This window comes from Ectothiorhodospira shaposhnikovii, from assembly GCF_016584105.1.
GTDB classification, from domain to species: Bacteria; Pseudomonadota; Gammaproteobacteria; order Ectothiorhodospirales; family Ectothiorhodospiraceae; genus Ectothiorhodospira; species Ectothiorhodospira shaposhnikovii.
Map to the genome: position 1 here is coordinate 20,531 of NZ_NRSM01000031.1, position 18,270 is coordinate 38,800.

Consider the following 18,270-nt stretch of genomic DNA (forward strand, 5'->3'; position numbering starts at 1 on the left):
ACGGGGCGGGCCGTGGGGGATGTCCGCCGGGGTTCCACATGTGAAATCCCCGGCGGTACAGGGCATGGCGGGGTTTACGTGCGTTTTTCCAGCAGGTCGCGGATGATGGGCGCCAGGATGATTTCCATGGCCAGGCCCATCTTGCCGCCGGGTATCACGATGGTGTTGCGTCGTGACATGAAGGAGTCATGGATCATGTTCAGCAGGTAGACGAAATCCACACCAAAGCGCTTGTGGTCGCGGAAACGGATCACCACCAGGCTTTCGTCCGGGGTGGGGATGTCGCGGGCGATGAACGGGTTGGAGGTGTCCACCATGGGCACCCGCTGGAAGTTGATGTCGGTGCGGGAGAACTGCGGGGTGATGAAGTTCACGTAGTCGGGCATGCGCCGCAGGATGGTGTCGACGATGGCCTCGGCGGTGTAGCCCCGTTCCGCATTGTCGCGAAAGATCTTCTGAATCCACTCCAGGTTGACGATGGGGACCACGCCGATACCCAGGTCCACATGCTGGGCCACGTCCACGTCACCATCCTTCACCAGGCCATGAAGGCCTTCATAGAACATCAGATCCGTGCCCGAAGCGATGTCTTCCCAGGGGGTGAATTCGCCGGGCTTGAGGTTGCCGCTGAGGCGGCCATTGTGATGGGCGGCTTCGTCGTCATTGTGGATGTAGTAGCGCTTCTTGCCGGTACCCGTTTCTCCATAGGTCTTGAACAGTTCTTCCAGCTTGTCGAACAGGTTGGCCTCAGGGCCGAAATGACTGAAATGGTTGTTGCCCCGGGTGCCGGCCTCTTTCATTGCCTGTTTCATCTCCACCCGGTTGTAGCGGTGAAAGCTGTCGCCTTCGATGACTACCGGATTGATATGCTCACGGCGGAAGATGTGCTCGAAGGCATTCTTGACGGTGGAAGTCCCGGCGCCGGATGAGCCTGTGACGGCCACGATGGGGTGTTTCTTCGACATGTTCTGACTCCTCGTTGCTTGATGGTAAAAGCCTGCGACCCATTGTTTATTTGAATTTATATTTGTATCTATTCGGCACCGCCGTCGTGACCAGGGCCGTGCGCCTTGTCATCGCCGCAAAGTCGTGAGTCCCGTCCGTGCCGGGCTAGAACACCAGATTCAGCATCACCAGCGACACGATCAGGAACAGAACCGTCATGATGCTCCCCGCCCTCACGAAGTCCACGACCCGGTAACCGCCGGGCCCCATGATCAGGGCATTGACCTGATGGGTCGGGATCAGGAACGAGTTGGAGGTGGCAATGGCCACGGTGAGGGCGAATACCCTCGGGTCCGCGTCCATGCCCATGCCCTGTGCCGCGACAGCAAAGCTGACTGCCAGTGGCACCAGCAGCACCGTGGCCCCTACATTGGACATCACGAGGGTGAAGAACGTGGCCAGTATCGCCATGGTGGCCTGCAAAATCCAGGGAGACACCTGGCCGAGCAGGGACAGGGTCTGCTGGGCGATCCAGGCTGCGGTGCCGGTCTGATCCACGGCGGCCCCCAGGGGGATGAGGCTGGCCAGCAGGAATACCGTCTTCCAGCTCACGGCCTTGTAGGCCTCGTCGATGCTCAGCACGCCGGTGAGGATCATGCCCACGGCCCCCGTCAGCAAGGCCACCGAGAGTCGTAGATCGGTGAAAAGGATCAGTGCCAGGGTGATGAGGAAGAAGGTCAATGCGAAATGTACCTTCTGGGGGCGCAGTTCTTCATGGGGGTAATCGCTGGTGATGATCACGAAGTCCCGGTCTTTTTCGATCCGGGCCAGCGAATCCCACCGGCAATGGCAGACCAGGGCATCTCCGGCCTGGAGCGGCACCTCTCTCAGCCCCTGGCGGATGGTTTCATCGCCCCGATGGATGCCCAGTACCGACAATCCATAGGTTTTGCGCATGGCGATGTCCGTCACGGTGCGGCCCACCAGATGGGAGCTGGGCGGGATCACCACCTCGCCGATACCCGAGCGGTTGGGAGCCAGGGCGTCGGCGAAGATATCCAGCCGGTCACTGAGGCGATTACCGCTCCTGGCGGCAAAGGCCTCCAGTGCCTCATGACGCCCCAGCAGCGCCAGGTGGGCATTGGGTGCGATGATCAGGCCGCTCCAGGGGCCCACCCGGCGCTCGCCGTTCATGAAGGTGGCCACGACAATCACGGGAAAGTCCCGCTCCAGATCGCCGACGGTCTTTCCCGCCAGCGTACTGTCGTCGCTCAGGCGCATTTCCCGGATGACGAAATCCAGCCCGTAGACCCGCTGAAAATAGGCTTCGGTGCTTTCGGCGTTGGTGCTTTCCCCCTTGGTGGCGGGCAGCACATGACGGCCCAGCAGTACGAAATAGAGAATGCCGGTGGCCACCAGGGCAAGGCCGATGGGGGTGACATCAAAGAGCTGGAAGGGCTCCATGCCCTCCGGCAGGAGATCATTGAGCAGGATCAGGGGGCTTGAACCCACCATGGTGATGGTGCCGCCGAGGATGGCGCAAAAGCCCATGGGCATGAGCAGCCGCGACATGCTCAGGCCGGTGCGGGCGCTGATGCGGGAGACCACGGGGATGAACAGGGCGGCGGCACCCACGTTCTGCATGAAGCTGGAGATCACGCCCACGGTGCCGGACACCATGGGCAGGATGCGCCGTTCCGTGTGGCCGCCCACCTTCATGATGAAGCTGGCCACATGGCTCATGACGCCGGTCTTGTCCAGTCCGGCACCGATGATCATGACCGCGATAATGGACATGACCGCGTTACTGGCGAACCCGTTGAACAGGTTCTGGACATCGGTGATGTTGTGCAGGCCCGGCACCAGGCTCATCAGTCCCAGCAGGACCATGACGCAGATGGCGGCGACATCCACTCGAACCACTTCTGTGACGAACAGGACGATGGTGAGTCCCAGCAGTCCCAGGACGACCATCATCTGCGGTGTGAGAACGAGTGGTTCCATTTAGATTATATGCGTATGAGATTATGGTATATGCGTGTCAAACCTTTTCATTATTTCATCGTATGCTTGAAATGCAACTCCCCTTTCAAGGCGTCATGATGCCCTGGCGCTGGGTTGCGCCTCTGGTCCGCAGGTCTGCAAGTTCGCTATGCTCACCGGATAACCTTCCAATCCCGGAGACCTCTGCCATGGACTCACAGCTTTCCCCCGTGGGGCGGTTCCAAACCCTCCTGTTGGCCACCGACGGCACCGAATGCAGTGCCGGCGCGGAGTCCGTGGCGTTGGGCGCGGCAGCCCGCTGCGAGTCCCGACTCATTCTCATGCGGGTGGTGCTGACCAATCCGGAATATGAATCCATGGCGCCAGACCGGGTGGCGGATGAGACGGCGGCGGCCCGGGATGACCTGGAACGCCTGCGCCAGCAGGCGGTGGAGATGGGCGTCGCCTGCGAAACGGTGATTCGCCACGGTGTGGATGCCTATCTGCCCGTGGTGCAGGTGGCGGATGAGAAGCATGTGGACTGTATCGTGGTGGGGCGCCAGCAGCGCAGTGACCTGGCCCGTCTGATGGTGGGGGATTCCACCGCCAGGATCATCGGTCATTCCCCCTGCAGTGTGCTGGTGGCCGCCCAGGGCGCGGATCGCCCCCGGCGCCGGATTCTGGTGGCAACGGATGGGTCCCGGCTGGGGGATGCCGCCTGCGTGGCGGCGGCGCATCTGTCGGAGGTCTGCGAGTTGCCCCTGACGGTATTGACGGTCACATCACCGGATCAGAACGAGGAGCGGCGGGCGGAGGCCAGTCAGACGGTCCAGCGTGTACTGGACAGCCTGATGCGTGAGCGTCGGGGCCGGGGCGCCGGGCTGGAGGGCATGGTGGAGCAGGGGCGGCCGGACGCGGTGATCGTGGATGTGGCCCGCAGTCGTGGGGCGGACCTGATCGTGGTCGGCAGTCACGGCCGCACCGGTCTCAAGCGCCTGTTCATGGGCAGTGTCTCCGAGCGGGTCATTGGTCATGCCCCCTGTCCGGTGCTGGTGATCAAGTAGCCATCGGTTCCCTGGCGAACAGGACGTCCCACACGCCGTGACCCAGTCGTTGTCCCCGCTGTTCGAATTTTGTCAGCGGACGGTATTCGGGGCGGGGGCTGAAACCCTCGCCGGCCAGGTTGCGGAATCCGGCGGCCTGATTCATCACCGTCAGCATGTGTTCGGCGTAGGGTTCCCAGTCGGTGGCCAGGTGCAGCACGCCGCCCGACCGCAGGCGTGACCCCAGCAGCGTCACGAACTCCGGCTGCACCAGGCGTCGCTTGTGATGCCGCTTCTTCGGCCAGGGGTCGGGGAAATAGATCTGTATCCGGTCCAGGGATTCTTCCGGAATCTGCAATGTCAGGACTTCCACCGCGTCATGGCAGGCCACTCTCAGATTAGAGAGTTGCAGGGCCTCGATCTGTTGCAGCAGGTGTCCCACGCCGGGGCGATGGACTTCCACCCCGATGAAGTCCCGGTCCGGGGCTTCGGCGGCCATTCGTGCCAATGACTCCCCGTTGCCGAATCCAATTTCCAGCGTGACCGGCGCCTGTCGGCCAAACAGGGCGGGCAGGTCCAGCGGCTGTGGCGTGAATGCCAGCCCCCAGCGCGGCCAGAGGTCATCCAGGGCGCGCTGCTGGCCGATGGTCAGTCGTCCTTCACGGCGGACGAAGCTGCGGACCCGGCGGTGACCGTCGGCGGAGGGCGTGAAAGGCAGTGAGTTGTTCATGAGGCGGGATCAGGCCATGGCGGACCCGGTTGGGTCCGCCGATAGTAACGATGGATTAGAAAAAGGTGCCGTCGATGGGGGACGAGGCGGTGGCATAGCGCCGACGCGGCATCCGGCCCGCCAGGTAGGCCTCGCGACCGGCCAGGATGGCGTGCTTCATGGCCGAGGCCATGAGGACCGGATTGCGGGCGGCGGCGATGGCGGTATTCATGAGTACGCCGTCGCAGCCCAGTTCCATGGCGATGGCCGCATCGGAGGCGGTGCCCACGCCGGCGTCGACCAGGATGGGCACATTGGCGTTTTCCACGATCTCCAGCACGTTGTAGCGATTCTGGATGCCCAGGCCCGAGCCGATGGGAGCGGCCAGGGGCATGACGGCCACGCAGCCGATCTCTTCCAGGCGCTTGGCCAGGATCGGGTCATCGCTGGTATAGACCATGACCTTGAAGCCTTCGGCGACCAGGGTTTCCGCTGCCTTCAGGGTCTGTACCACGTCGGGGTAGAGGGTTTTCTCGTCACCGAGGACTTCCAGTTTCACCAGGTCGTGGCCATCCAGCAGTTCCCGGGCCAGACGACAGGTGCGCACGGCATCTTCGGCGGTATAGCAGCCAGCGGTATTGGGCAGGATGGTGTAGCGATCCGGGGGGAGTACGTCCAGCAGGTTGGGTTCATCCGGATTCTGGCCGATGTTGGTGCGTCGGATGGCGACCGTGACGATCTCGGCACCGCTGGCCTCGGTGGCCTGGCGGGTCTCTTCCAGGTCCTTGTATTTACCGGTCCCTACCAGCAGGCGGGAGCGATAGGCGGTGCCGCCGATCACCAGGGGGGAATCGGTGGCCGTATCCGGGGAGTGGCTTGTGGTCGACATGGGGATACCGTGTATGTGTTGAGGATTAACCGCCGCCGATGGCCTGCACGATCTCGATGCGATCGCCGGGGGCAAGGCGGTGGGCGTCGAACCGGCTGCGGGGCAGCAGTTCGCCGTTCACTTCCATGGCCAGGCGGCGACCGGTCAGGCCCAGTGCTTCCACCAGTGCGCTGGCGGTGGGCGGTTCGGGCAGTTGGCGGGTTTCGCCATTGACAATGATGTCCATCGTGGAATGTTCTTCAGTAGACGGATGGCAGGGGAGGCATCTTAACGTAAAGCCGTCGCTGGACGCATGGCGCCGCGTACGTAGCCGTTGAGAAGCGAACTCCGAGCGCATACACTATGGTCACTGCGCGGGTGTAGTTCAATGGTAGAACCTCAGCTTCCCAAGCGTGCGACGCGAGTCGCGCAGTGGTTCACCCTGATGAAGATACACATGCTCCCCTCGGGGGAGAACGTGCTTATGTCCTCAGTGTGTCAGTACTCCAAGGTACCGCGGGTGTAGCTCAATGGTAGAGCTCCTGCTTCCCAAGCAGGCGACGTGGGTTCGATTCCCATCACCCGCTCCAGTTCAGCTTCCACGGAAATCCACCGAGTTCCATAGTCCGCTGTAGCAAAAGGATTTCTTTAAGGGCGATGGGATGAGCATCCGACTCCTGACTCTGTCGCTACGCCTTGGTGATCGTGCCGAGACTGGAGTGGAACCTGGCCTCCGACCTTGATGCCGTCGCATTGCCCCAGCCGCCCCGTGCGCCACAACCCATTCCTGCGCATGGAGGAACTACCCGCTTTCCTGCGAACCTTGCGCAAGTACCCCGGCAGACAGCAAACCCAACTCGGGATTCGACTCCTGTTGCGGACGGGAGAACTCCGCCGTGCGGAGCCGGGGCAGTTCCTTCTGGACGACGGCCTGTGGATCATCGAGCCGGAGAACGTGAAGCAGTTGAAGACCCAGATGATCAAGGCGAGAAAGAACCCTGCGGACATCCCTCCCTACATCGTGCCGCTGTCCGTTCAGGCCATTGAAGTCGTAGGGACGGCGCTTGCGGAAGGTTTCGAGATTGGCGAGCTTCCAGCGCAGCGCCGGCAGTTGAGCGGCGTGCTGGCACTGCACCAGCGACCAGTCCGGTTCTGCGTGCGCCAGCCCGCTCAGAAACTGCTTCTGCGCGGTGCTCAGTCGCTGTGGCAGCTCGCGCCGCAGCCTGGCGCGAGCGTCGAGCAGTGTCTCTAGGGAGCAGTCCACTTCGGTCATGCCGACAAAGGCCCGCTCGTACTCGCCGGCGATGTCCTTGTCGTTGCCGAACAGCACTTCGTGGGGCGGCCGGTTGTGGCCCGCCAGATAGATCACTAAGCACTCGACCATGCCGTCGCTGATGTCGCCCGACTCAAAGAGCTGCCACACGTCGAACAGGTCGCGGGGGTGCTGCCGATCCAGCGCGGCCACCAGCTTGCTGGCGTACAGCTCGTCCGGTGCCAGAACCGGCAGATCGAACTCGACGCCGAACAGATCGCCGGTCCTGGCGCTCAGCGGCCGCCGCTCGACGGCCAGCAGCAGGCGAACGGTGTCCGCGTAGGTCTTATCCATGAGGTCTCAGGCTCAGCAGGGTGCCGTCATCGAGCCGGCTCATCCAGCGCGTGTTGCTGCCGGTGCGAACCGGGTACTGCTCCAGCAGGGCATCGACATCCACGAGGCTGGTCTCGCGCGCCCAGGTAAGGAACAGGCGCACGGCCTTCACGCTGGCGCAGCAGGACAGCAGTTGTCCGAGCAAGTCCTTGCGGGGGGAACGCAGTCCATCAAAGAGGTTGCGGGCCTCTTCGAGGCTCTGCTTGACGCCGGCTTCGTACAGCAGCTCCAGAACGGCACGCTCGGAGGCAGCCACCCGCAGATCCTCGGGCAGGCCAGGCGGCGTGGTCAGGGTCTTGCTGGCCAGCGCCGTGTCCGGCCAGTCGAACAGGCGGGCGTGGACATAGCGGGCCGGAAAGCGCGAAGTGAACCAGACCGGCAACGCGAAGCGACTGTCGCCCCACAGCACCAGCGCCTCCCGGCTACCCAGGTTGTGCCGCACACCCTGCAGGGCCAGGGCGCTCTTGCCGCCGACGTGCAGGCCGGGCACGCGCTGTTGCAGGAACTTCAGCGCACCGTAGACCCCGAATTCATCGTTCGGGAAGGCATAGACGCCATGGGCCAGGCGCACGAGCCACCCGCTGTCGGCATAGTGGGCGGCGAGTTGGGGCGACACCCCGAACTGGTTCAGGGTGGCAAGGTCGAACGGCGCCCCGCGGGCGAGTCCCGCATGCAGCCGCTTGATTACCTGGTGCCTAGAATTTTTATTCATGTTTTAAAAATAACGCTAAATCCAATCAGCCTCTATGGGGATCGCAAGAATTTTCATGGAAATTAGCGTCAAATTTTATTTATCTCGCAGAATCTAATCGACCTGTGACCCGAGCTAACCCGGCTCTGCCGGCCGCAGCAGGCTCGTGGAGTACCGGGCGAGAGAGGCGGTGGCGCAACCGGCTGGCGGGCCACAGGCTGATGGCCGCGACGACCGCGAGCAGGGTCAGGGACGTCTGGTAGCCGGTGTAATGCGCGACACGCAGGGTGATCATCGAAGCGAGCATGGCGACGGCCATGTCGACGGACTGGAACAGGGCGTAGTCGGAAGCGGGCTGATGCGACCGCACCAGCCCCATGAGCACGTTGTAGAGGGTCACGAAGCCGATGGCTGCAGCTGCGTTGACTAGCCCGAACAGGACCAGCCATGCGGGCAAATCGAACCAGGAATAGCCGACTGCCATCAGCCCGGCCAACGCGGCGTGCAATACCATCACCGGAAGAAGGCTTCGCCACGCCCCAATCCGCCGCGCGAGCAGCCCGCCGACGAGAACGCCGAGGCCGCTGGCCACGGTACTGAAGAACGTGAGCGCCTGCCCCAACTCGGTCAGACTCATGTCTTGGTCCACGAGCAGCACCGTCTGCAGGGCCATGAGACCGCGCATGGCCAAGTAGTAGATTGCCGTCAGCGCGAGCGCAGGCCAGAGCGCGCGCAGACTGGACGGATCGAAGCGCGGCTGTTCCTGGACCGCGCTGGCCGGGACCGGTTGCCGCACCAGAAGCATGGGAATCAACAGAATCAGGGACAGTGCCGCCATGGAGAGGAAGCCTGCCGCCCAGCCAGCGTATTGCGTCATGGCCAGGAAGGCAAACACACCGAATGGGATCCCCAGGTAGCTGCCGCCGACCTGGGCGGCATTGGCAAACGGCCGGCTGCGCTCGTCGGTGGTGCAGATGAGGATGCCGTTGGCGTAGATGCCGTGGCTGGCCGACAGCAGCGTCAGCAGCATGAGGATGACGACGATCACCCACGCGGAACGGGTTGGCTCCACCAGTGCAATGCCACTCAGTAGCGCGGCCATTCCAACCTGAAGGAGCACGAGGCTTCCGAGGTAGCGATTGCCGAAGAGCGGCAGGGCGTGCCGTTCGCACCACGGCGCCCATAGGAACTTGCCCACCCAGGGTAGCATGGCGAGCGACAACCAGCTGAGCTGCGCGAGGTCCAGCCCGGCGTGGCGGAAGTAGCCGACGACCCCCTGCATGACCAGCGCCGTGAGCATGCCCTGATGAAGGTAGTAGGACCAGTAGGGTATGTGGCGAGTCACGATAAGGTGCAGTCGTGCGATGACGCGTCCAGCCAGGCGCGCGCCTGCGTCTCGGCCTCAGCGCGTGTAGCGACAACCCGATAGGGATAGGGAGCGCGCCCGGAAGCGTTCCACGCCTCGGCTTTGCGCAGGTACTCATGCCGCAATGTTTCATCCGTCTCGATGCGAAGCGCGCCAAGGCAGTAGCGCTGTTGATCGGCGAATCGATCCCGGCTCCATTGCGCGTAGGTGGTCATGAAACGTCCCGACTGGCGAGGGAGCTCGACTCCTTCCATCAGCAGAACGAAGGGCTCCGCACGTGCGTACAGCGATTCGAGCTGTGCGATCATGTCGCCCGCCCGTTCGTCGGCCACTTGTTCCGGCATATGCAGACCGACCAATGGCCAGTGCCGCATGTCGATGAATTCCTTCATGCGCGTCATTCCTCGTGACAGGCCGCCGAACCGGCGCGCGATCGAGGGAGCGCGCAAGTTGGCGGTACGCGCATGCTCAATACATGCGCTAATAGGAATCAGTAACAAATGGTATTGGCTCGCGTATGCGGCGCCACCCCGAGCGGGTTTGTTTCAACCCGGATCCGTACCCATTCGTCACGGGCGGGGAATGGAGGAATAAGCGCCGGTCGATTCGCGAGATGCCCTCCGCCTCCAGGGGCTCAGGGTGCGTAGGAGTTGCCGCCGGCAGACCCGATGGGATAGCTCGGGACGAGTGACAGATCGGTAGGCGGGAGAAACTTGAAAGCGTGATCAGCGTCGACGTTTGAAGGCCGAGGGGGGAACACCGAACTGTTTCTGGAAGGCGGCCGCGAAGTGGCTCGCGTTCGCGTAGCCGAGGTCCGCGGCTACCACGGTCACCGGGGTGTGGCCCTCGCTCAGGCGCCGACGCGCTTCGTGCATGCGCTCCCGCTGGAATAACCCGTAGACGCTCTGATTGAACATCAATCTGAAGCCGCGTTTGAGTTTCACGGCGCTGAGGCCGCATTCCCGCGCGAGCGCCTCGATGGTCGGCGCCTGGGTCAGGTCGGCCAGCAGAATATCCCGTGCGCGAAGCAGGTTGCGCCTGTCTGCCGGGGAAACGCTGGGTGACGGCGCATCCCCGTCCCGGTACGCCTCGATCGCCAGACCGACCATCACCAGCGACTGTCCAAGCAACCAGGTTGCCGAGGGGGCGGGTATCGCGTCCTTCTCCGACCCGGTCGGCATCATCCGCAGCACGCCGCTCAAGGCCCCGGCGGCTGCGCGCATTTCCGCGCTGCAACGATGCATGGCGCAGCACCGCGCGGTACCCAGCATCCGCGCCAGGGATGCGTCGAGATCGGGCGCCCAGTCGGAGAGGATGTCGGGACGCACGGAGACGGTTACATACTCGAAGCCGTCCGCGTAGGACGATCGCCCCGTGCACCCCGGGGTGTAGCTGATGCAGCCCAGACCCTGGTGCAGGATGCACTCGCTTCCTCCCGCGGCATCGCCGTCCATGGAGAAGCCGCAGCGTCCTTTCAGCGCGCATGAGAAGTGGATTCGATCCCAGTCGTCTCGCACGTTCATGGTCATGGGGCGGGCGAGATTCCCGCTCCACAGCAGCGTGTCGACCCCGTCACGCAGGGCCAGTTTGATCAGGCGACAGTTGGCGGCCCGTTCCATATGGGGCACCGGCTTGTCCGCGAGCAGGCTCGAAACGGCGACCTCGGACGACAGGGCCGATGACGTATGCACTGATAGTGTCATATGACTTTCCTCCCTTCCCTGGAACCGATTCGGGTCAAAGATGAGCCGAATTGGGCAGGAATAAAAATAGGAATCATTCAAAATCATTCTCCCAGTTTCTGCCCCGCCCGTCGAATCAATTTGTATAAGCCGACGGAAACGATGGTGGTGGGCACTCCTGCCGGCGGTTTCCAGGCGTCTGTCGTACGCAAGGTCGGTCGAAAACCAGGCCACGTGTGTCCATTGCCCAACGTTCGTCTGTGTTTCTTCAACCTGCTTCAGGAGTGCAATGAATGCCGCAACCGATTTACGTGAAGAAGCCGCAAGGCCGTCGAGCGCCACCCCATGCGCCAAGTGCCTTGGCCGTCGCCTTGTTGACGGCCCTGGCCGCCCTGCCTGGTGCGACGCTGGCACAGGAGGCCGCCCCCGTGAGGCCCTCCGGTGGCACGCCGCCGGTTGCACAAACCCCGCCCGACGACGGGAAGCCGGGCTCTGCGGCAATCGAGCTGCAAACCGTGACCGTGACGGCCCGTCAGGGCGAGGAGCGCGCGGTGGATGTCCCCTTTGGTCTCAGCGTCATCACTGGGGAGGAATTGAAGGGTCGCCGTCTGCAAACCGTCGAGGAAGCGCTCAAAGGTACGCCGGGGGTCACTGTCAATTCATGGGGTGGTGAGCCCAATTCCGCGAACATCCTCATCCGCGGCACTGGATCGCTGAACCAGGTTGGCATGGATGACGGCTCGGTGGTGATGATCGTCGACGGAGTTCCGATGTCCATGCGCCACGTGAGTCTGGGCACCCTGGATGTCGAGCGCCTGGAGGTACTGAAGGGGCCGCAGGGTACCCTGTTCGGCGGTAACAGTCAGGCTGGGGCGATCAACGTCATCACCCGCAAGCCGACACGAGTGTTCGAAGGCCATGTTCGCGGCGAGTATGGGCAGGACAACCAGCATTTGCAGGAGGCAGTCGTCAGTGGCCCCTTGTCGGAGCAGCTCAGCGGTCGTTTCGCGGTGCGAAATTCTGGCTTCGATCATTGGATCGAGAACGCCCAGGATGGCAAGCCGCTGGCCAAGCCCACCGATTTGGCATTTCGCGGCAGCCTGCTCTGGGACATCGCCAGTGGCACCAGTATGTTGTTCTCGGCAGAGAGGCACGAGAGCAAACGCAGCCCGAGGCTGACGATGCTGCGGCCCTATGACGATCCGCCGTCGCAGGACTTCACGCCAGGCATCTTCGACGACAATCGCAAGGTCGTCGAGCGCTATTCGGCGGAGATCAATCACGACCTGCGCGACAGCCGGATCACCTCGATCACCGCCTATACCTCCACCGACTATGACTCGGTTGGTGGCTATGACCGCCGCAACAGTCAGGCCCTTTACGGCTTCCCCGTCGAATACCTGCGCAAGGACTCGTCCGACCAGAAGGTCGTCAGCCAGGATCTGCGCTGGTCCTCGCTGCCCGGGGCTTCCGTCTTCTGGGTGACGGGCCTGCACCTGTCGCACTCGGAGCGGGCCTACGATTCGCTCTACTTCACGGGCGGGAATCGCTACGACCGGAACTACGAGACCGACAGCTACGCCGCCTACGGCGAGGTTACCTATCCGCTTACCAATGCGTTGAAAGTGACGGGCGGGCTGCGCCATTCCTGGGACCGAAAGAGCTACGATGCTACCTATTTCGGTGCTGGCACCGTCGAAGACAACCGGAAGCTGGATGACGACTACACGACCGGCCGAATGGCCCTGTCCTATGCCGTCACGCCCCACACCAACGTCTACGGCGCCCTCTCGCATGGTTACCAGTCGGGCGGGTTCAGCGATGACACGACCCAGGTGGCTGACAGCAACCCATACAAGCCATCGAGTTCGAACGCGATCGAGATCGGATTCAAGAGGGAATCTGCGGACCGCCGCTTCGCCCTCAGCGGTGCCCTGTTCCTGACCAAGGTGAAGGACGATCACTTGCTCGGCTATGACCCCGCCACGTTCTCCACCAGCACGATCAACGCGGATACCGAGAGTAAGGGTGCCGAACTGGAGGGAACGTGGCGCGTCGGAGGCGGCTTCGAGCTCTCCGGCGGCCTGAGCTACATCGACGCCACGATCACCAGCGATGCCATCGGCGTCCTGGGCGGCGATATCGATGCCGGGAGCAGAAGGCCTGATGTCCCCCGGTGGAGCGGTAGTCTCGCGATTACCCATTTCACGCCTCTACCGGAGTTCATGGGACTGTCCTCGCCTGTATTGAGCAGCCGGCTGAGCTACCAGCACATGGGAACACGGCCCGCAGACGCGCAGAACCACTTTGACCTTGGCGCCTACCGCAAGGTCGACATGCGCATCGGCGTGATGTTGGGCAACGCGGAAGTCTACGTGTACGGCGACAACCTGCTGGACGAGCAGTACGACCTCTTCGGCTACTGGGCGGCCCCCACCGTCACTCAGGGCGCGCCCGCGCGCGGCCGGACCCTCGGCGTGGGCGCCATCTACTACTTCTAACAGGGACAGTGTCTCAAGACCTCGTTCTTTTCAAGCCTGTTTCCCCTTGCGCCGCCAAGGCGGGAATCGGTTACGGCTTCGAGTAGGGCGAGCGTTGCCGCGCCGACACGCGCAGATAACAGTGGGAGCACTGCGGTGACCAGTAGTTCCACCTACTCCGAAAAAACGCCCATGGGCGCCTCGCCCACGGCAGACGCCCCCAACCCATGGAGGATCATGGCTCCGGTGCGCGGCAGGATCCGCCTGGCCATGACCCTGGCGGTGACCGCCGCCGCGCTCGGGCTGGCGACGATGGGCTTTCTGGCGTTGACGGTGCATGACTTGCTCGAATCGCCCGGTGTCTGGCCTTGGCCAGCGATGCTGGGTGCGCTGGTTTGCACCGTGTCCGCCTACCTGCTTCGCCTGGCAGCTTTCAACGAGTCGCACTTCGCCGCCTTCCGCCTGGAGACCCTGCTGCGCTCCGATCTCAGCCGGCACTTGGCGCGAGTGCCCCTCGGTTATGTCCAGACCATGGGCGCGGGGGCGCTGGCCAAGGTTATGCACGACGACGTCAAGGCCCTGCATGTCTTCGTCGCCGACAGCACACCGCTACATGCCCGCGCCTACGCCACGCCAGTGATCACCTTCCTCGTCCTCCTGGCTCTGGATTGGCGCCTAGCCCTGACGGCGGCGGCGGTGTTGGCGCTCGGTTTCGGCGTCATGGTCCTGGCGATGCGCAACCGTGCCGAGATGGTCCTGCTTTACAATGCGGCCCGCGAGCGGGTCGGCGCGGCGGTGGTCGAGTTCGTCCAGGCCATGCCGGTGGTGCGCACCTTCGACAGCGGCACGGCGACCTTCGGCCGCTATCAGCTCGCCCTGCGCGAATATCTTGATGTGCTGAACCGCTGGTATCGGGAGGCTGGCTTTCCCATGCGCTTCTCCATGGCGGCCCTCAATCCCATGCTGACCCTGGCGGCGCTGCTCTGGCTGGGGGCCTGGCTGACGTGGCGCGACAGCCTGCCGTTCACCCAATGGCTCGCCGTGCTGCTGATTGGCACGGGCATGGCCGAAGCCATGATGCCGCTGATGGCGCTCAAGCATCTGGTCGACAAGACGCGGTTGAGCATCGCCCGCATCCAGGAGGTTCTTTCCGCTCCGGTGCTGCCGGAACCCGATCGGGAGCGGGTGCCGACGGATGCCAGCGTCCGTTTCGAGGGCGTCGACTTCCGCTACGGAGAGATGGATGGCGACGCCCTGACCGATGTCAGTTTCACGGTGGCGCCGGGCAGTGTTGTCGCCTTGGTCGGCCCTTCCGGCGCCGGCAAGAGCACCGTGGCCAAGTTGATCCCGCGCTTCTGGGACGTGAGCGCCGGACGCGTCCTGGTGGGTGGCGTCGACGTGCGCGAGATGTCCACCGAGACCCTGATGCGTCAGGTGGCCTTTGTTTTCCAGGACAACTTCCTGTTTTCCGGAAGCATCGCCGACAACATACGGCTGGGGCTGCCCAAGGCCGGCATGGACGCCGTGTCCGCGGCGGCCAGGGCAGCCCAGGCCCACGATTTCATCATGAGCCTGCCGCAGGGTTACGACACTCAGGTGGGGGAACGAGGCGTGTTCCTCTCCGGTGGCCAGCGCCAGCGTATCACCATCGCCCGCGCCATCCTGCAGGATCGGCCGATCCTGGTTCTGGACGAGGCCACCGCCTACGCAGACCCCGAGAACGAGGCCGCCCTGATCGCCGCCCTGTCCGAGCTGATGCGGGGCAAGACGGTGATCATGGTGGCGCACCGCCTCGCCACCACCCGCGACGCCGACCGGATCCTGGTGTTCGAGCATGGGCGGTTGGTAGAAATCGGCCGACACGATGCGCTGCTCGCCCGCGCGGGCATCTATGCCCGGCTCTGGCGCAACTACGAACTTGCCCAGAGCTGGGCTCTGGGCAAGCGCGGTTCGTCCCGCGAAGAACTTCAGCCGGAGGTTAGATGAGCGCCGTCCCCGAATCCACGCCGCGCATCACTTCCTGGCGCGAGACCTACCGGCAGTTGCTGCGCGCCGCAGGCGATCATGCGCCAGCCCTGCGTGCCAGCCTGATCGGCCTGGCCCTGGCCGCCGTTTCGCAGGGCCTTGCGCTCGCCTGCGTCGCGCCGCTGTTCGCCGCCGTCCTGAACGAGCCAGACGTCGGCAGTGCATTGATCTGGTTGGCGGCCATGACCGCGTTGATGGCGTTGGCCACGTTGCTGCGCTGGCGCGCGCAGAACTTCGAATTCGACGGCGAACTCGCTGCGGCCACCCACGCGCTGCGCACGCGCCTTGGTGAGCAGTTGCGCTGCATGCCGCTGGAGCGGCTGAGGGACAGGCGCACGGGGGAGATGACCGAACTCCTGCTCGGCAATGTCGACGAGAACCTCAATTACACCCTGATGATCATCGATCTCATCCTGGTTGCAGTGGTCACCCCCCTGATCACTGCCTTGGGGCTGTTGGTGGTGGATTGGCGTCTCGGCCTGGCGCTGTTGCTGATATTTCCTGTGATCGTTCCACTCTACCGCTGGCGGCGGCCCGCCTTCGGCCGTGGCATGCGCATGCTAGCCGAGGCCCACGCGCGCACCAGCGCTGACATTCTCGAATACACCCAGGGGTTGCCCGCGCTACGCGCCGCCTGTGGGGCTGGTGAGAAGGCCGAGCGCATGCATGCCGGCTTTGAAGACCTGGAGCGAATCCAGACCATCGGTCACCGTAAGAGCGCCAAGCCCAACAGGTTGGTTACCGGCGTGGTGGAGGTCGGATTGCTGTTGATCCTCGCGTCTGGGGTGGCCTGGGTCGTCTCGGGCACGCTCGATTTGGCGATCCTGGCGGCAGTGTTCGTCATCGTGGCACGGCTCGTGGAGCCGCTCTCCACCTTCGTGATGTACACCGCTGTCCTGGAGCTGATCGAGGTCGCGCTGGAGCGCATCGAGGGTTTGCTGGCCATTCCGCCCCTGCCTCTAGTGGAGCCAACTGCTCGGCCGGACCATTATGAAGTGCGTTTCGAGAACGTCACCTTCAGCTACGCCCAGGCCGCCACGGCGTCGCTGCGCGACTTCAGCGCCGTACTGCCGGCACGGGGCCTCACCGCCCTGGTCGGCCCGTCCGGTTCGGGAAAGACCACTTTGACCCGCTTGCTGCTGCGTCACGGCGACCCGCAGGAGGGGCGCGTCACCATCGGTGGCGTGGACGTCCGTGCCATCCCGCCCGATGAACTCAACGCCATGATCTCGGTGGTATTCCAGGACGTGTACCTGTTCGACGACACGGTGCTGGCGAATATCCGCATGGCCCGTCCGGATGCGAGCGACGCCGAAGTGGAGGCGGCGGCCCGCGCCGCTCACTGCCTGGACTTCATCGAACGCCTGCCGCTTGGCTGGCGCACCCGCCTGGGCGACATCGGCGGCCGTCTGTCAGGCGGCGAACGCCAGCGGCTTTCCATTGCGCGCGCCCTGCTCAAGGACGCCCCCATCGTGATTCTGGACGAGCCCACGGCCGCGCTGGACACCGAGAGTGAGGTGGCTGTGCAGCGGGCCATCGACGCCGTGGTTCGGGACAAGACTGTCATCGTCATCGCACACCGCCTGTCGACCATCGCGGGCGCAGATCGCATCCTGGTGATCAAGGACGGTCGCCTCATCGAACAGGGGCGGCACGACGAACTGTTTGCACGAGCGGGGCGCTATTGGGCCTTGTGGGACGCGCAATTGGCGGTCAAGGCCTGGCGTCCGGGAACGGCCGATGCCGATGCACATGCCTGAGCGAACAACCGCCGTGGCACGGATTGTCCCGGCGCTGCTCGTCAGTCTGGCGCACTTCACCGCGCTGGCATGGCTGAGCTCGACGGCGCATCGCCGATACTGCCGTTCATTGAGGGCAATCTTGGTATCGGTGGCCTGCGTCCATGGTGGCTCCTGCGCTCTAAATGGAAGCGAGTGAGGCGCCATAAGCCGTCATGTTGCCGCGTTCGGATGCCCCGCACCTGAACAATCCCCCTTCACCGTATCCACCAGAGCGCCGTACCGAGGTCATTACATCTTATTTTCTGTGCTAGACTTTGTCTAAACGCAATATTTGGTGGTTCAAGCCCATGAAACAGGAACAGCGTAATACCGGTCTGGATCGGGAAACCGTGGTCAGGAAACTGCGCGAGCACGGCATCACGCCCACCCAGCAGAGGGTGGAGATCGCCACGGTCCTGTTTGAAAGGCCTCAGCATGTTTGTGCCGACCAGGTTCTTGCCCAGGTCAATGCCGTGGAATCGCTGGTGTCCAAGGCCACCGTCTATAACACCTTGGGCTTGTTTGCGAAGAAGGGGTTGATCCGGGAGGTTCTGGTGGACCCCGCCCGGCTTTTCTACGACTCCAATATGATCCCTCATCATCATATGTATCACACGGACTCCGGCATGCTTGAAGACGTGGCGCCGGGGCAGGTCCAGCTGGGCGCGTTACCCGAGGTGCCGGAGGGCATGGTGATCGAGGGCGTGGACGTGGTTATCCGGGTTCGCCGGATTTGAAGGCAGTACAAAACCTCTCGACGAAGCCTGAATGCCGCAATCAAAGCCCCGATTGCCTCGCGGGATGGAGTTTGGGGAGGAGCGGGAAGGTGTGCCAGGGATTGTCTGCTGTTGGTTCTGATTTTAAGTGATTGAAAGTATTTGTCTTTTCAAGAAATTTCAAAAAAGATTCAAAAAGGGAGTTGACGGGAAAACTGAGGGGCCTATAATGCGCGCTCTCCAACGGCGAGACGGTCTGAACCGAAACGCGGTTGGCAAGATTGAGAGATCGGGGAGTTGACAAACGGTTTCGAGATCTTCAGAATTGCCCTCTTC

At 63.3% G+C, this 18,270-nt stretch carries 15 protein-coding genes and 1 tRNA gene; 6 read left to right on the forward strand and 10 right to left on the reverse strand.

Features of this window, described 5'->3' with window-relative positions; genetic code table 11:
• Positions 1–74 precede the first annotated feature (74 nt).
• Both CKO35_RS14605 and CKO35_RS14610 read right to left on the reverse strand, forming a co-directional pair.
• Positions 75–965 (reverse strand): phosphoribulokinase, encoded by an 891-nt coding sequence (locus CKO35_RS14605; RefSeq protein ID WP_200176855.1) that lies wholly within the window; start codon positions 963–965, stop codon positions 75–77.
• Between the two features lie 145 nt (positions 966–1,110).
• Entirely contained in the window at positions 1,111–2,949 is a 1,839-nt protein-coding gene (locus tag CKO35_RS14610; protein WP_200176856.1) for an SLC13 family permease, read from the reverse strand.
• Between the two features lie 188 nt (positions 2,950–3,137).
• Here CKO35_RS14610 and CKO35_RS14615 point away from each other — a divergent pair, with 188 nt between their 5' ends.
• Positions 3,138–3,992, forward strand: a complete 855-nt coding sequence (locus CKO35_RS14615; RefSeq protein ID WP_200176857.1) for a universal stress protein — start codon at positions 3,138–3,140, stop codon at positions 3,990–3,992.
• Here CKO35_RS14615 and trmB read toward each other — a convergent pair.
• The 3 genes from trmB to thiS are packed head-to-tail and all read right to left on the reverse strand — an operon-like array spanning position 3,985 to position 5,795.
• On the reverse strand, positions 3,985–4,701 hold the full coding sequence (gene trmB, locus CKO35_RS14620) for a tRNA (guanosine(46)-N7)-methyltransferase TrmB (RefSeq protein ID WP_200176858.1): 717 nt from the start codon (positions 4,699–4,701) through the stop codon (positions 3,985–3,987). The genes CKO35_RS14615 and trmB overlap by 8 nt on opposite strands.
• Positions 4,702–4,756: 55 nt before the next feature.
• On the reverse strand, positions 4,757–5,569 hold the full coding sequence (locus tag CKO35_RS14625) for a thiazole synthase (protein WP_242467215.1): 813 nt from the start codon (positions 5,567–5,569) through the stop codon (positions 4,757–4,759).
• 25 nt (positions 5,570–5,594) lie between these two features.
• Positions 5,595–5,795 carry a sulfur carrier protein ThiS gene (gene thiS, locus CKO35_RS14630; RefSeq protein ID WP_200176859.1) on the reverse strand — a complete coding sequence of 67 codons (201 nt, stop codon included), beginning with the start codon at positions 5,793–5,795 and terminating at the stop codon, positions 5,595–5,597.
• Between the two features lie 269 nt (positions 5,796–6,064).
• Here thiS and CKO35_RS14635 point away from each other — a divergent pair.
• Positions 6,065–6,138 (forward strand) — tRNA-Gly (locus CKO35_RS14635).
• Positions 6,139–6,350: 212 nt separating this feature from the next.
• Here CKO35_RS14635 and CKO35_RS14640 read toward each other — a convergent pair.
• The 5 genes from CKO35_RS14640 to CKO35_RS14660 form a co-directional block, all read right to left on the reverse strand.
• Positions 6,351–7,154 (reverse strand): nucleotidyl transferase AbiEii/AbiGii toxin family protein, encoded by an 804-nt coding sequence (locus CKO35_RS14640; protein ID WP_477181452.1) that lies wholly within the window; start codon positions 7,152–7,154, stop codon positions 6,351–6,353.
• The gene (locus CKO35_RS14645; protein WP_200176860.1) at positions 7,147–7,905 is read right to left on the reverse strand and encodes a type IV toxin-antitoxin system AbiEi family antitoxin domain-containing protein; all 759 of its coding nucleotides are present in this window, start codon (positions 7,903–7,905) and stop codon (positions 7,147–7,149) included. The genes CKO35_RS14640 and CKO35_RS14645 overlap by 8 nt, the downstream gene beginning before the upstream one ends.
• A gap of 79 nt (positions 7,906–7,984) precedes the next feature.
• A complete protein-coding gene (locus tag CKO35_RS14650) occupies positions 7,985–9,184 on the reverse strand; it encodes an MFS transporter (RefSeq protein ID WP_200176861.1) in 1,200 nt (399 codons plus the stop codon).
• A 41-nt stretch (positions 9,185–9,225) separates the two neighbouring features.
• Positions 9,226–9,642 (reverse strand): hypothetical protein, encoded by a 417-nt coding sequence (locus tag CKO35_RS14655; RefSeq protein ID WP_200176862.1) that lies wholly within the window; start codon positions 9,640–9,642, stop codon positions 9,226–9,228.
• Positions 9,643–9,975: 333 nt separating this feature from the next.
• Positions 9,976–11,034: a helix-turn-helix domain-containing protein gene (locus tag CKO35_RS14660; RefSeq protein WP_200176863.1), complete on the reverse strand. Its 1,059-nt coding sequence runs from the start codon at positions 11,032–11,034 to the stop codon at positions 9,976–9,978.
• Between the two features lie 191 nt (positions 11,035–11,225).
• On the opposite strand from CKO35_RS14660, the gene CKO35_RS14665 reads away from it, so the two are divergent.
• The 4 genes from CKO35_RS14665 to CKO35_RS14680 all read left to right on the forward strand — a co-directional run bounded on the left by CKO35_RS14665 (position 11,226) and on the right by CKO35_RS14680 (position 17,955).
• Entirely contained in the window at positions 11,226–13,433 is a 2,208-nt protein-coding gene (locus tag CKO35_RS14665; protein ID WP_242467216.1) for a TonB-dependent receptor, read from the forward strand.
• Positions 13,434–13,568: 135 nt separating this feature from the next.
• Positions 13,569–15,398, forward strand: coding sequence for an ABC transporter ATP-binding protein (locus CKO35_RS14670; RefSeq protein ID WP_338031810.1), 1,830 nt, complete (start codon positions 13,569–13,571; stop codon positions 15,396–15,398).
• Complete coding sequence (locus CKO35_RS14675) at positions 15,395–17,197, forward strand: ABC transporter ATP-binding protein (protein WP_200176864.1); 1,803 nt, start codon at positions 15,395–15,397, stop codon at positions 17,195–17,197. The genes CKO35_RS14670 and CKO35_RS14675 overlap by 4 nt, the downstream gene beginning before the upstream one ends.
• A gap of 329 nt (positions 17,198–17,526) precedes the next feature.
• Positions 17,527–17,955, forward strand: a complete 429-nt coding sequence (locus CKO35_RS14680) for a Fur family transcriptional regulator (protein WP_200176865.1) — start codon at positions 17,527–17,529, stop codon at positions 17,953–17,955.
• Positions 17,956–18,270 lie beyond the last annotated feature (315 nt).

Coding starts and splice junctions, on each gene's coding strand:
- trmB (WP_200176858.1), bottom strand. CDS start 4,701: ATGAACAACTCACTGCCTTTCACGCCCTCCGCCGACGGTCACCGCCGG.
- CKO35_RS14640 (WP_477181452.1), bottom strand. CDS start 7,154: ATGGATAAGACCTACGCGGACACCGTTCGCCTGCTGCTGGCCGTCGAG.
- CKO35_RS14605 (WP_200176855.1), bottom strand. CDS start 965: ATGTCGAAGAAACACCCCATCGTGGCCGTCACAGGCTCATCCGGCGCC.
- CKO35_RS14655 (WP_200176862.1), bottom strand. CDS start 9,642: ATGAAGGAATTCATCGACATGCGGCACTGGCCATTGGTCGGTCTGCAT.
- CKO35_RS14625 (WP_242467215.1), bottom strand. CDS start 5,569: ATGTCGACCACAAGCCACTCCCCGGATACGGCCACCGATTCCCCCCTG.
- CKO35_RS14675 (WP_200176864.1), top strand. CDS start 15,395: ATGAGCGCCGTCCCCGAATCCACGCCGCGCATCACTTCCTGGCGCGAG.
- CKO35_RS14615 (WP_200176857.1), top strand. CDS start 3,138: ATGGACTCACAGCTTTCCCCCGTGGGGCGGTTCCAAACCCTCCTGTTG.
- CKO35_RS14645 (WP_200176860.1), bottom strand. CDS start 7,905: ATGAATAAAAATTCTAGGCACCAGGTAATCAAGCGGCTGCATGCGGGA.
- CKO35_RS14680 (WP_200176865.1), top strand. CDS start 17,527: ATGAAACAGGAACAGCGTAATACCGGTCTGGATCGGGAAACCGTGGTC.
- CKO35_RS14650 (WP_200176861.1), bottom strand. CDS start 9,184: ATGCTCACGGCGCTGGTCATGCAGGGGGTCGTCGGCTACTTCCGCCAC.
- CKO35_RS14610 (WP_200176856.1), bottom strand. CDS start 2,949: ATGGAACCACTCGTTCTCACACCGCAGATGATGGTCGTCCTGGGACTG.
- thiS (WP_200176859.1), bottom strand. CDS start 5,795: ATGGACATCATTGTCAATGGCGAAACCCGCCAACTGCCCGAACCGCCC.
- CKO35_RS14665 (WP_242467216.1), top strand. CDS start 11,226: ATGCCGCAACCGATTTACGTGAAGAAGCCGCAAGGCCGTCGAGCGCCA.